The organism is Streptomyces sp. WAC04114, assembly GCF_019733245.1.
Taxonomy (GTDB): Bacteria; Actinomycetota; Actinomycetes; order Streptomycetales; family Streptomycetaceae; genus Streptomyces; species Streptomyces massasporeus_A.
The window spans coordinates 17,998-30,134 of record NZ_JAIGQA010000095.1 but is presented as its reverse complement, the minus strand read 5'-3'; the positions used below and the strand labels follow the sequence as shown (position 1 = coordinate 30,134).

Here is a 12,137-nt window from a genome sequence, read left to right as displayed (position 1 = left end):
GCCCCGTATCGCCAACGACCCGCGGAAGACCGCCCTGGGCCTCGACCAGGGCCGTCTTCCGCGGGTCGTTGGCGATACGGGGCCCCATCCGGTTCATCACATAGCCGAGGGACACCCCTGCCTCCGGGTCGGCGAGTCCGCAGGAGCCGCCGAAGCCGTCGTGACCGAAAGCGCGGGGGTTGGGTCCGTACGAGCCGTCGGGGCCGCTGAGCCAGAGCCCGAGCCCCACCTCCGTCTCGTGCTCGAAGCCGGCGCCGAGCACCAGGTCCCGGCAGCCGCCCTGCCCCTCGCGCACCCGCTCGGCGGACTCGGGGGACAGCAGACGGTGGCCTCCGTGGGCACCGCGCCCCGCGAAGACGCCGTACAGCGCGGCGACCGCCCGCGCGGTGCCGTGCCCGTTCGCCGCCGGTATCTCGGCGGCCCGCCACCCGGGGGTGTTGGCCCCGGCGGCGGACACCGCCGGGTTGGTCAGCGCGGCGACGGCAGCGGGCACCAACTGGGCGAAGACCGTTGCCTGTTCACTGCTCGCGGTGACCGCCGGCTGGACCAGCTCGGCAGCTCGGCCGTGGTCCCGCTCCGGCAGGCCGATGCGGAAGTCGATGCCGAGCGGCCCCGTCACCTCCCGTGCCAGGAAGGCGCCCGGCCGCAGCCCCGACACCCGCCGTACGACCTCGCCGACCAGATGACCGTAGGTCAGCGCGTGGTAGCCGGACCGCGTGCCCGGTTCCCACCAGGGCTCGGTCGCCGCGAGCCGCTGCGTGGTCAGCTCCCAGTCGCAGAGCTGCTCCAGCGAGTGCGGCTCCCGCAGGCCGGCCAGACCGGCGCGGTGGGACAGCAGATGCCGTACGAGGACCTTGTCCTTGCCCGCCGCGGCGAACTCGGGCCAGTACACGGCCACCGGCGCGTCCAGGTCCAGCAGCCCCCGGTCGGCGAGGATGTGCGCGCACAGCGCCACCGGACCCTTGGTCGTGGACCACACGTTGACCAGGGTGTCCCGCTCCCACGGCCGGGAGCGGGCCGCGTCCGCCCAGCCGCCCCACAGATCCACCACGGTCTCGCCGCCGACGGTGACGGCCACCGCGGCGCCCAGTTCGCCCCGCTCCCGGAAGTTCTCCTCGAACGCCTCGCGAACCGCGGCGAACCGCGCGTCGCAGTGACCGTGCACCTGTGTCTCGTTCTCGGACATGAGCCCCTCCGCCGACCGTCCCGGGCCCGGGACACCGCGTCGCGGCCCGGGCGCGATGAACGTACCGACGGGTCGGACCGGGTGGAAGGTCGTCGGCGGTGAACGGCCGGATCAGATGTACGAGCGCATCCAGCGCAGCTTGGCCGCCTGCTGGTAGGGGCCGCCGCCCTCGTGGTCGTTGAAGTCGTAGACCTCGATCGACTTGTCCTCGTGGTCCCAGGCGTTGAAGGCCGCGAAGACGGTCGAGGGCGGGCAGGTCTGGTCCTCCAGGGCGGCCGAGAAGAGCGCGGGGGCACGGCCGCGGGCGGCGAAGTGGACCCCGTCGAAGTAGGACACCGTGCGCAGGGCGTCCTCGGTGCGGCCGCGGTGCGTCTTGAGGTAGAGGCCGATCTCCCGGTACGGGTGCCGGTCGGTGATCGTCGCCGCGCGCGGGAAGTCGCACAGGAACGGCACGTCCGGCGCGATGCCCGCCAGGTCCGGGACCAGGCCGCCCACCGCGATGGTGATGCCGCCGCCCTGGCTGGAACCGACGGCCACCGTGCGTGCCGGGTCGGTGAGGGGATGCGAGCGGGCCGCCTCCACGGCACGCACCGCGTCCGTGTAGACCCGGCGGTAGTAGTAGTTCTCCGGGGCGTCGATGCCGCGGGTCATGAAACCGGGGTACGCGGGCGCCCCGCCCACCGGGTCCGCCGTGCCGCCGCCCCCGCCCCAGGCGCTGCCCTGCCCGCGGGTGTCCATCACGAAGTGCGCCCGGCCCGAGGACGCCCACAGCAGGTGCTCGTGCGGCAGCCCGCGCCCGCCGCCGTAGCCGATGAACTCCACGACCAGCGGCAGCGGTTCCTCCGCCCCGGCCGGGAGTATCAGCCAGCCCTTGACCGGGTGCCCGCCGAAACCGGCGTACGTCACGTCGAACACCTCGACGGTGGACAGGCCCGTGTCGACCGGTTCGAAGCGGGCGTCCAGATCGTGAACGCGCGCCTCCTGGAGGGTCTTGGACCAGAACGTGTCGAAGTCCTCGGGCTCGGTGGAAGCGCTGCGGTACTCGCGGAGTTCGTCGAGAGGGAGGTCGAACAGGGCCATGCCGGACCGCCTTGGGTGAGGAGCAGCTACAGAGGAAATGCGGATGATCACACTACGTGGGTGGTCGGAGGAGCGGCCAGGGATGTGTGCCGGTCCGGCTCCGATCCGCTGTTCGCCGCTCAGGCGCGGCGGTGCGTCCACTCCGGTTCCGTACGGGCCCACGCCCGGTCCCACTCCGCCATCCGGCGCCGCAGTGCGACCCGGCGCACCAAGGAGTGGCCGAAGACCACCACGAGCACCGCACCGCCCGCGGCGCAGGTGCCGACGGTGAGGGTGTGCTGCCAGACCGCCGAGCCGTCCACCGGCGGCAGCACACTCCGTCCCCGGTCGTCGAACCAGGCGTCCACGGTCTCGCCCCGCTCGGTGTCCGCGGGGACCCGCGTCGTCGCGGTGCGCCGGGTTCCGTCCGGCTCGGTCCAGCGCACGGTCGCCCGGTACGCGTGCTGACCGCTGGCCCGCCCCGACGGCAGCGAATCGGTGGTGGCGACCACCTCGGCGCGTACGCGATGCCGCTCGGCCCGCTGCTCCGCCGCCACCGACCGCGCCTCGCCATGGGCCCACCAGGCGGCGGCCGCCCCGGCCAGGGGCGCGCCCACGAGGATGAGGACGGCCACCACCAGCAGCGTCCACGCTTCAACGACATCCGACCGGCGCCGCAGCGGACTGCGCCGCCAACGCCGGCCGCGCACCCGGGTACGCATGTCCACCTCCTCGCCGTCACCGCGGCCGGAGGGCCGGACCGGCCGTGCGGTGCGCCGCCGCTCCTTCCGTGTCACCCCACGCGTGCGAGTGCCTTCATGGACGGGGTCCCCCCCGGCGCACAGCGATCGCTCCAGGGCCGCATCCACGGCAGGAGCCGGCCCGCGGCTGGGTGCCCGGGGCGGCCGCGGCGAAACCGGGGTCAGCCGAAACGCTCGATGCGGATCCGGTGCACCGGCTGACCGGCCGTCACGAGCAGCCGGGACGCGTGCTCGGCGAAGGAGTTGGAGCCGCACACATAGGCCTCCCACCCACCGGGGGGCTGCTCGGCCAGGAGCGGCGCCACATGTGCGGCCGCCATACGTCCGACCGCCACCCCGGCGGGCGCGCTCCGCGTGTAGACAGGTGTGGTCTCCGCACCCAACTCCTGGGCGTAGACGAGCTCCTCGGGGCTGCGCGCGGACACCAGCAGCGGCAGCGGCACGGTCAGGTTCCGTGCCCGGTGGTGCCGGACCATCGACATCAGCGGTACGACGCCGGAGCCGGCGCCGACGAGCAGCGCGGGCCGGTCGCCCGGCCAGGCGAAGAAGCCGCTGACCGGGCCCCGCACCTCGAGCCGGTCGCCGGGCCGGGCGACGGTGTGGAACCAGCCCGAGACCTCGCCGCCCTCGACATGATCCAGGGTCAGCTCGACATGCCCGGAGTCGTCCGGCGCGGACGCGATCGAGTAGTGCCGCTGGGCGGCGTAGCCGTCCTCGGCGGTCAGCCGCACCATCAGGTGCTGGCCCGGCAGATGGCCCGGCCAGCCGGGCACGGCGAGCCGGAACGTGGCGGCGCGGGGGGTCTCGCGGCGGATCTCGGTGACCGTGGCGGTCTGCCACTCGGAGGCGGCCTGCTCGCTCACGGCGATGCGCCCGGGCACGGCGAGCCGCGTCGGAGGCACGAAGGTCCCTGTCACGGCTGTCTCAGTCACCGGAGTACCTCTGCTCCTCCCACGGGTTGCCCCGCTCGTGATAGCCGTTCTGCTCCCAGAAGCCCGGCTCGTCGTGGTCGAGGATCCGCAGCCCCGCGATCCACTTGGCGCTCTTCCAGAAGTACAGGTGCGGCACCACCAGCCGCGCCGGGCCGCCGTGCTCGGGGGCGAGGGGCCTGCCGTCGTACTCCCACGCGATCCAGGCGCGCCCACCGGTCAGGTCGGCCAGCGGCAGGCTCGCGGTGTAGCCGGTGTGCGAGTAGGCGACGGCATGGGTGGCCGACCCATGGGGCCGGACCACGTCCAGGAACGCGTCCAGGGACACTCCCGCGAACCGCAGCCCGAACTTCGACCAGCTGGTCACACAGTGGATGGCGCCCTCGTACGCCGACGGGGGCAGCCGGTGCGCCTCCTCCCAGTCCCAGGTACGGGGTTCGGCCACCAGCCCGTCGACGCGGAAGGTCCAGTCGGCCGCCGCCAGCTCGGGGGTGACCTCGGCGGACAGGACGGGCCAGTCGTCGCCCGCGTCGTACTGGCCGGGCGGCAGGCCGGGGTCGGCGACGCGCGGGCGCCCGGTGAAGCCTCGGGTGATGTGCATGCGGTGGTGCCTCCGGGCCGGGCCGGCGGTGCCCGCCGGACCGGATGATCAGTGATTGCGTATTCAACCGTACGGGGCGTGCGGGCTACTCCTCCCGGCCGGGGCCCGGCCGGGCGTTGTAGCGCACGAGGTACTCGGCGAACCGGCTCAGGTCCTCCGCAGACCAGTCGGCCAGGCGCTCCCGGAACGCCGCCCGCCGGCTCTCGGTGACCTGGGCCAGGATGTGCCGCCCGGCCCGCGTCAGGTGCAGCACCTGGACGCGCTGGTCCGTCGCGTCGGGGCGGCGCTCGATGAGGCCGGCGCGCTCCAGGGCGGTCACCTGACGGCTGACGGTGGACTTGTCCAGGGCGTAGTGGGCGGCCAGGTCGGTGGCCCGGCAGCCGCCGACCTCCTCCAGATGCCCGAGCAGCGTGTACGACACCAGCGACAGCTCGGGGTGCATCCGGCCCGCGGCGGCCCGAGCGCGGCGGGCGAAGACCGTCATCTCCCGCTGGATGGTCTCGACGGCGTCGGCGGTGTGCACGGGGCCTCCCTCACCACGGTGCTGCTCGGCTCCCTCCATGGTTGCACAACCCAACTACTCGGCCGGGCGGCGTCCCCGTCGCCGTACCCCTCGGCCCGCCCGTCGGGGTAGGGTTGCCGTCCGGCCGGGCAGGGGCCCTGCCGCCGGAAGCCGAGGAGGTGAGACCCATTACCGCTGTGTCAGCTCGGGTGCTCTCCTCTCGACGTCGCGCGGACCGCCGGTCGTAGGCGATCGCCGGAGCGCCCTTCGGTTCCCGAAAGGCTCTGGGCTTCCATGCCGTCTGTGTCTGCCGTCCCCCCTTCCGCACCGTCCTCCCGTGACTCCGTCGTCGCCGCCCTGCGTACCGCGGGGTGCGTCTTCGCCGAGGACGAGGCCGAGATGATCCTCGCCACCGCCCGTACCCCGGCCGAGGCCGCCGCCATGGTCGAGCGCCGCGTCGCCGGTCTGCCCCTCGAACTCGTCGTCGGCTGGGCCGAGTTCCGGGGCCTGCGCATCGCCGTCGCGCCGGGTGTGTTCGTGCCCCGCCGGCGCACCGAGTTCCTGGTGGAGCAGGCCCTGGAGCGGGCGCCCGGGGCCGCCGTCGTCGTGGACCTGTGCTGCGGGTCGGGTGCCGTGGGAGCGGCACTGGCCGCCGCGCTCGGCCGTGTCGAGCTGCACGCCACCGACATCGACCCGGCCGCCGTGCGGTGCGCCCGCGGCAACGTCGCCGCCGTCGGCGGTCAGGTCCACCAGGGCGATCTGTTCGAGGCACTGCCCGGCGCGCTGCGCGGCCGCGTCGGCATCCTCGCGGCCAACGTGCCGTACGTGCCGAGCGACGAGATCGGCCTGCTGCCGCAGGAGGCCCGCGACCACGAGCCGCTCGTCGCCCTCGACGGCGGCCCGGACGGCCTCGATGTGCTGCGCCGGGTCGCGGCCGAGGCGCCCCGCTGGCTCGCCCCGGGCGGCTGCGTCCTGGTGGAGACCAGCCGGCACCAGGCCCCGGCCGCCGTCGACGCCCTCGAACGCAACGGCCTGACGGCGCACTCGGCCGTGTCGCAGGAGCTGTACGCGCACGTGGTGACCGGCGTCAGACCGTAGGCCCCCGGGCCCTCACTCCGGGGCGGTCGCCCGCGCGATGAGCAGGGCCACGTCGTCGAAGTTGTCCGGCTCGTGCAGCGTGCGCAGCAGCAGGTCGCAGACGTCCTCCAGCGGCCGGTCCGGTCCGTCCAGCAGCGACAGCAACGTGTCGAGCCGGTCGTCGAGGGGGTCGCGCCGGGTCTCGACGAGGCCGTCGGTGTAGAGCACCAGCCGGTCACCGGGCTCGAGGTCGACGGTGGTCGTGGAGAAGGCGACCCCGCCCACGCCGAGCGGCACCCCGGTCGGCAGGTCGAGCAGCTCCGGCGCACGACCGGGCCGGACCCGCACCGGCGGCAGATGCCCGGCGTTGGCGATCCGGCACTGCCTCAGATGTGGGTCGTGAACGGCGTAGACGCAGGTGGCGATCGACTGTTCCAGGCCCGCGGTGATCTTGTCGAGGTGTTCCAGGAGGACATGCGGATCGAGATCGAGGGAGGCGAGGGTGTTGGTCGCGGTGCGCAGCCGCCCCATGGCCGCCGCCGCGGGAATGCCGCTGCCCATCACGTCGCCCACGACGAGCGCCGTCTTGCCGCCGTCCAGCGGGATCACGTCGAACCAGTCGCCGCCGACCTCGCTCGTGGCCCCGGCCGGCTGGTAGCGGGAGGCGACCTCCAGCCCGCCCGTCACCGGCGGATGGCTGGGCAGCAGGCTGCGCTGGAGGGTGAGCGCGGTCTCGCGGGCGCTCTGGTACCAGCGGGCGTTGTCGATCTGCACGGCGGCCCGGGCGGCCAGCTCACGCGCCAGCAGCAGGTCGTCCTCACTGAACGGCAGCGGATTGCGGGTGCGCTTGAGGTCCAGGGCCCCCAGCACCTCGCCCCGCGCGATCAGCGGCACCGCCAGATACGAGTGCACCCCGGCCCGCCCCAGCAGCTCGGCCGCCTCGGAGGAACGGGCGATGCGGTCCAGGTCCCCGTCCTTGACCTCCGGCAGCATCACGGGGCTCGCGGTACGCACGCACTGGGTGACGAGCCGGTCGGGGGCGTACCGGGCGACCTGCCCGGGCGGGTCGGCCGCCTCCAGGGCCTCCGCGGAGTCGTAGCCCTGCACCGCAAGCGCGCGGAACGCGGCCGACTCGGCGGGGCCGAGGCTCGTGCGCCGGCCCTGCACCACCGCGTCCAGCAGGTCGACGGCAGCGATGTCGGCGAGCTCCGGCACGGCCACCTCGGCCAGCTCGCCGGCCGTGCGGTCCAGGTCCAGCGTGGTGCCGATCCGGCCTGAGGCGTCGGCGATCAGGGCCAGGCGCCGCCGCGCGGCCTCGGCCTCGATGCCCGCCCGGTACTGCTCGGTCACGTCGACGATCGAGACGGCCACGCCCAGCACGGTCCCGAAGGCGTTCTCCAGCCGGTACAGCGAGACCGACCAGGCGTGGTCCTGGTGCGGGTCGGCGTGGGTACGGCCGATCGTGGACTGGTCGACGACCGGCGTGCCGGTCTCCAGCACCCGTCGCGCGGCGGTCTCCAGGGCGTCGACGTCCATCCGCGGCACCACCTCGCGGACCGTGCGGCCCAGGTGCTCCTCGGCCGGCACGCCGTTGATCTCCTCCAGCGCCCGGTTGACCGAGACGTACCGCAGGTCGGTGTCCAGCACGGCCAGCCCGATCGGGGACTGCGCGATCATCCGCGTCGACAGCGCCACCTCCCGCTCCAGCCGGTGCACGGTCGTCTGGTCGGCGCACAGCCCCAGCGCGTACACGTCGCCCTGGTCGTCCAGCAGCCGCATGTTGCGGAACTCCACCAGCCGCGTGCTGCCGTCCTTGCAGCGGACCGGGAAGGCCCCGGCCCAGCTCTGCCCGGTGCCCATGACGTCGGCGAACAGTTTGACCACGAGATCGACGTGCTGCTCGTGGACCATGATGCGGGCGGCGTACTGCCCGAGCGCCTCCTGCGCCTCGTACCCGAAGAGTTCCTCGGCCTGCGGACTCCACAGCACGATGCGGCCCTCGGCGTCCAGGACCACCGAGGCCACGCGCAGCACGTCGAGCAGACCGCTCGGGCGCGCCGGACCGCCGCCCCCGGACTCGGGAGACCCGGCTGCACTCATCCCACGCCCCGCCTTCGCCGTCCTCGCGGCACGCCGTCGTGTGCCGACACCCCATGTTGTACCGCGCGGAGCCGTTTCCCGAAGGCCCCTTCCGTCACCTTCCACCATCTCCCAACCCGGCGTGGGCCGCCCCGCAAAACCGACACCGGGAGAACGGCGTCGCCGGTAGTGCTCGCCGGAAGGTGGTGCTTTGCTGGGGTAGGGGCGGATCCGGCATCCGGTGGCCACGTAAGGAGCGATCACGATGGTGATGAACCACGAGCGACCGCACCCCCACTCCGTCTCGGTGGAGATCAGCGGGTGCAGCAAGCACGACGCCCGGATCGTGTTCGACGCACTGTGCTCCTGCTTCGAGTCCGACCGGTGCGCCGACGACGTGCCCGAGGAACTGCACGAGACCCGCCCGACCGTGTGGCTGGGCACCTTCGACGTCGCCGATGAGCACGAGGGCTCCCGGCCGGTGCACCTGGCGTCCTCCGTCGAGGCCGACCTGCACGGCGGCTACTGGGCGATCGAACGGTTCCGCACGACCCTGGACTCGCTGTTCGACGTGCACGACCTGAGCACCGTCTCCGGTGACCAGGAGAAGGAACTGCACGTGCGGCTGCAGAGCCGGTGAGCGCGCTGAGCGTCCCTCACCCCGCCAGCAGGTCGAGGACGGCCCGCCGGTAGACGGCGTGCACCAGGGGCAGGTCCGCCAGGTGCACCTGCTCGTCCACGCCGTGCAGTCCCTCGTGGCGCAGGCCGAAGCCGGCCGTGGCGGGGATACCCTCGGCGGCCAGCAGGTTGCCGATGTTGGACGGACCCGCCGTCCTGGCCCGCACCGTGAGGCCCTGCCCGGCCGCGGCGCCCAGCAGCGCGGCGGCCGGCTGCTCGTCCTCGGCCAGCCGGTACGGCGGCCAGGACGCCACCGCCGTCACCTCGGTCGGCCGCGGGGCGGGCAGCGCGGCGTCCAGCTCGCCGACCGCCGCCCGGACCAGGTCCTGCGCGGCGCGGGCGCCGAAGCCCGGTGTGGTGCGGACGTCCACGCCGATCTCGCACCGGTCCGGCACGGCGGAGAAGCCCTCCCCGCCGTGGCAGTAGGTCACCGTCAGTTTCGGCGGCAACGGGAACGCCCCGGCCGCCCCGGGCAGCGGGGCCGCGTCCAGTAGCCTGACGAGGTGCGCGGCCCGCGAGACCGCACCGACCACCGCGCGGCGCGACCCCGAATGCCCTGAGGTCCCGTGCACGGCGATCCCGGCCCGCCACAGCCCGCGTCCGCCGACCACGACCTCGTCGAGCCCGGGGTAGCCGATCATCACTCCGGCCGGGCGGACCGCGTCCGGGTCGGCGAGATAGGCCCGGGCACCCCCGAAGTCCCCCGTGTGCTCATCGGCGTCGAGCAGCACCGCGAGCCCGCCGCGCAGTTCACCGGCCCGGCCGTGCAGCTCGGCGGCGATCTGGCAGAACAGGGCGGCGGCGAGCTTCGAGTCGGCCGCGCCTCTGCCGCGCAGCCGACCCTCGACGACGTCTCCGGCGGTGGGCGGGAAGGACCAGGCGCTCTCGTCACCGAACGGCGCGGTGTCCACGCAGGCGTCCAGTGCCCACCAATGCCCGGGCCGGCCGCCGGCGATCTCCACCAGCAGCGCGACCGGGCGGCGAGCGTCGTCGTACAGCCTGCGGCACGGCAGCCGGCGGGCGGCGAGCCAGTCCTCCAGCACCGCCAGAACGGGTGCGTGGTCGTCGAGGCCGGCCCGGCTCGGGCGGCGGATCAGCCGCGAGATCCACCACGGCGGTCAGCGGCCCAAGGTCCCTGGTCATGGCCCTACTGTGCCCTCCATCACCTTGTGCAACTAGTTGCATAAACAGCCGGTAGTCCTCTACAACTACAGGCACGACACCGCGCACGGAGGGCCCGATGAGCCGTTACCCGCACCTGCTGACCCCCCTCGACCTGGGCTTCACGACCCTGCCCAACCGGGTCCTCATGGGCTCCATGCACGTCGGCCTGGAGGAGGCTGAGGGCGGCTTCGCGCGCATGGCCGCCTTCTACGCCGCCCGGGCCCGCGGGGGAGTGGGCCTGATCGTCACCGGCGGCATCGCCCCCAACGACGAGGGACGGCCCTACGAGGGCGGCGCCAAGCTCACCACCGAGGAAGAGGCCGAGCAGCACCGGGTCATCACCGACGCCGTGCACCGCGAGGGCGGGCGGATCGCGATGCAGATCCTGCACTTCGGCCGGTACGCCTACCACAAGGACCTCGTCGCGCCGAGCCCGGTCCAGGCGCCGATCAGCCCCTTCCCGCCCCGCGAGCTCACCGACGCCGACATCGAGCGGACGATCGACGACTATGCCCGCGCCGCCCGCCTCGCCCGGCAGGCCGGCTACGACGGCGTCGAGATCATGGGCTCCGAGGGCTACCTCATCAACGAGTTCATCGCCCGGCAGACCAACCACCGCACCGACGGCTGGGGTGGTTCGTACGAGAACCGCATGCGCTTCCCGCTGGAGATCGTGCGCCGGGTGCGCGAGGCGGTCGGCGAGGACTTCATCGTCATCTACCGGCTCTCCATGCTCGACCTCGTCCCGGGCGGCTCGACGCTCGACGAGGTCGTCACCCTCGCCAAGGCCGTCGAAGCGGCCGGGGCGACGATCATCAACACCGGCATCGGCTGGCACGAGGCCCGCATCCCCACCATCGCGACGTCCGTGCCGCGCGGCGCGTACACCTGGGTGACCAAGCGGCTGATGGGCGAGGTGTCCGTCCCGCTCGTCACCACCAACCGCATCAACACCCCCGAACTCGCCGAGGAACTGCTCGCCGAGGGTGCCGCCGACATGGTGTCGATGGCCCGTCCGATGCTCGCCGACCCCGACTTCGTCACCAAGGCCGCCGCCGGCCGCCCCGAGGCGATCAACACCTGCATCGGCTGCAACCAGGCCTGCCTCGACCACACCTTCAGCGGCCTGATCACCTCCTGCCTGGTCAACCCGCGCGCCTGCCACGAGACCGAGCTCGTGCTCTCCCCGACCCGGCTGCGCAAGCGCGTCGCGGTCGTCGGCGCCGGACCGGCCGGCCTCGCCTGCGCGGTCTCCGCCGCCGAGCGCGGGCACGAGGTGACACTGTTCGACGCGGCGAGCGAGATCGGCGGCCAGCTCAACGTCGCCCGCAAGGTCCCCGGCAAGCAGGAGTTCGACGAGACGCTCCGCTACTTCCGCACCCAGCTCGACTGGCACGGCGTCGACGTCCGGCTGAACACCCTGGTCACGGTCGCGGACCTCGACGGCTTCGACGAGGTCGTCGTCGCCACCGGCGTCACCCCGCGCACCCCCGAGATCCCCGGCATCGACCACCCGAGCGTCGTCGGCTACCTCGACGTCCTGCGCGACGGCGTCCCCGTCGGCGACCGGGTCGCGATCCTCGGCGCGGGCGGCATCGGCTTCGACGTCGCCGAGTTCCTCACCGACGGCGGCGACAAGGCCCACGAGGACCCGGCGACGTACTTCCGCCAGTGGGGTGTCGACCTCGACTACCGCGGCCCCGGCGGTCTCGCGGCGCCCGAACGGCCCGCGCCGCCGCGCACCGTCCACCTGCTCCAGCGCAAGACCTCCAAGGTCGGCGCCGGCCTCGGCAAGACCACCGGCTGGATCCACCGCACCGAGCTCAAGCACCGCGGCGTCACCATGGTCCCGGGCGCGCGCTACGACCGGATCGACGACGCCGGACTCCACATCACCGTCGGCGAGGAGAGCACGGTCCTGGAGGTCGACACGATCGTGCTGTGCACGGGCCAGGAGCCGCGGCGCGGCCTGTACGAGGAGCTGCTCGCCGCCGGGCGCAGCACGCACCTCATCGGCGGCGCCGACGTGGCCGCCGAACTGGACGCCAAGCGCGCCATCAAGCAGGGCACCGAGCTCGCGGCCGCCCTGTAGTGCGGTGAC

The 12,137-nt window shown here is 73.6% G+C and carries 11 protein-coding genes; 3 read left to right on the top strand and 8 right to left on the bottom strand.

The genetic code is table 11. The features are described 5' to 3' along the window. The 6 genes from K4G64_RS23200 to K4G64_RS23175 all read right to left on the bottom strand — a co-directional run. The coding region (locus tag K4G64_RS23200) for a serine hydrolase domain-containing protein (protein ID WP_221757943.1) at positions 1-1,186 on the bottom strand (1,186 nt) is incomplete at its 3' end. Between the two features lie 111 nt (positions 1,187-1,297). Continuing rightward, positions 1,298-2,266 carry an acetylxylan esterase gene (locus K4G64_RS23195; RefSeq protein WP_221757942.1) on the bottom strand — a complete coding sequence of 323 codons (969 nt, stop codon included), beginning with the start codon at positions 2,264-2,266 and terminating at the stop codon, positions 1,298-1,300. A gap of 119 nt (positions 2,267-2,385) precedes the next feature. Next, positions 2,386-2,967, bottom strand: coding sequence for a hypothetical protein (locus K4G64_RS23190; RefSeq protein WP_221757941.1), 582 nt, complete (start codon positions 2,965-2,967; stop codon positions 2,386-2,388). A 200-nt stretch (positions 2,968-3,167) separates the two neighbouring features. Beyond that, entirely contained in the window at positions 3,168-3,923 is a 756-nt protein-coding gene (locus K4G64_RS23185) for a ferredoxin reductase (protein ID WP_221757951.1), read from the bottom strand. A gap of 7 nt (positions 3,924-3,930) precedes the next feature. Then, positions 3,931-4,536 carry a sulfite oxidase-like oxidoreductase gene (locus K4G64_RS23180; RefSeq protein ID WP_221757940.1) on the bottom strand — a complete coding sequence of 202 codons (606 nt, stop codon included), beginning with the start codon at positions 4,534-4,536 and terminating at the stop codon, positions 3,931-3,933. An 85-nt stretch (positions 4,537-4,621) separates the two neighbouring features. After that, positions 4,622-5,098 carry a MarR family winged helix-turn-helix transcriptional regulator gene (locus K4G64_RS23175; protein WP_374206439.1) on the bottom strand — a complete coding sequence of 159 codons (477 nt, stop codon included), beginning with the start codon at positions 5,096-5,098 and terminating at the stop codon, positions 4,622-4,624. A 234-nt stretch (positions 5,099-5,332) separates the two neighbouring features. Here K4G64_RS23175 and K4G64_RS23170 point away from each other — a divergent pair, with 234 nt between their 5' ends. Continuing rightward, positions 5,333-6,136, top strand: a complete 804-nt coding sequence (locus K4G64_RS23170; RefSeq protein WP_221757938.1) for a putative protein N(5)-glutamine methyltransferase — start codon at positions 5,333-5,335, stop codon at positions 6,134-6,136. Positions 6,137-6,148: 12 nt separating this feature from the next. Here K4G64_RS23170 and K4G64_RS23165 read toward each other — a convergent pair whose 3' ends face one another. Then, on the bottom strand, positions 6,149-8,215 hold the full coding sequence (locus K4G64_RS23165) for a SpoIIE family protein phosphatase (RefSeq protein WP_221757937.1): 2,067 nt from the start codon (positions 8,213-8,215) through the stop codon (positions 6,149-6,151). 250 nt (positions 8,216-8,465) lie between these two features. Here K4G64_RS23165 and K4G64_RS23160 point away from each other — a divergent pair, with 250 nt between their 5' ends. Continuing rightward, positions 8,466-8,834: a hypothetical protein gene (locus tag K4G64_RS23160; RefSeq protein WP_221757950.1), complete on the top strand. Its 369-nt coding sequence runs from the start codon at positions 8,466-8,468 to the stop codon at positions 8,832-8,834. A 16-nt stretch (positions 8,835-8,850) separates the two neighbouring features. On the opposite strand, the gene K4G64_RS23155 is transcribed toward K4G64_RS23160, so the two are convergent. Further along, positions 8,851-9,915 (bottom strand): M20/M25/M40 family metallo-hydrolase, encoded by a 1,065-nt coding sequence (locus tag K4G64_RS23155; RefSeq protein WP_308122466.1) that lies wholly within the window; start codon positions 9,913-9,915, stop codon positions 8,851-8,853. Positions 9,916-10,112: 197 nt separating this feature from the next. Between K4G64_RS23155 and K4G64_RS23150 the strand changes: the two genes are divergently transcribed. Next, positions 10,113-12,128 carry an NADPH-dependent 2,4-dienoyl-CoA reductase gene (locus tag K4G64_RS23150; protein WP_221757936.1) on the top strand — a complete coding sequence of 672 codons (2,016 nt, stop codon included), beginning with the start codon at positions 10,113-10,115 and terminating at the stop codon, positions 12,126-12,128. The last annotated feature ends 9 nt before the right edge of the window (positions 12,129-12,137 follow it).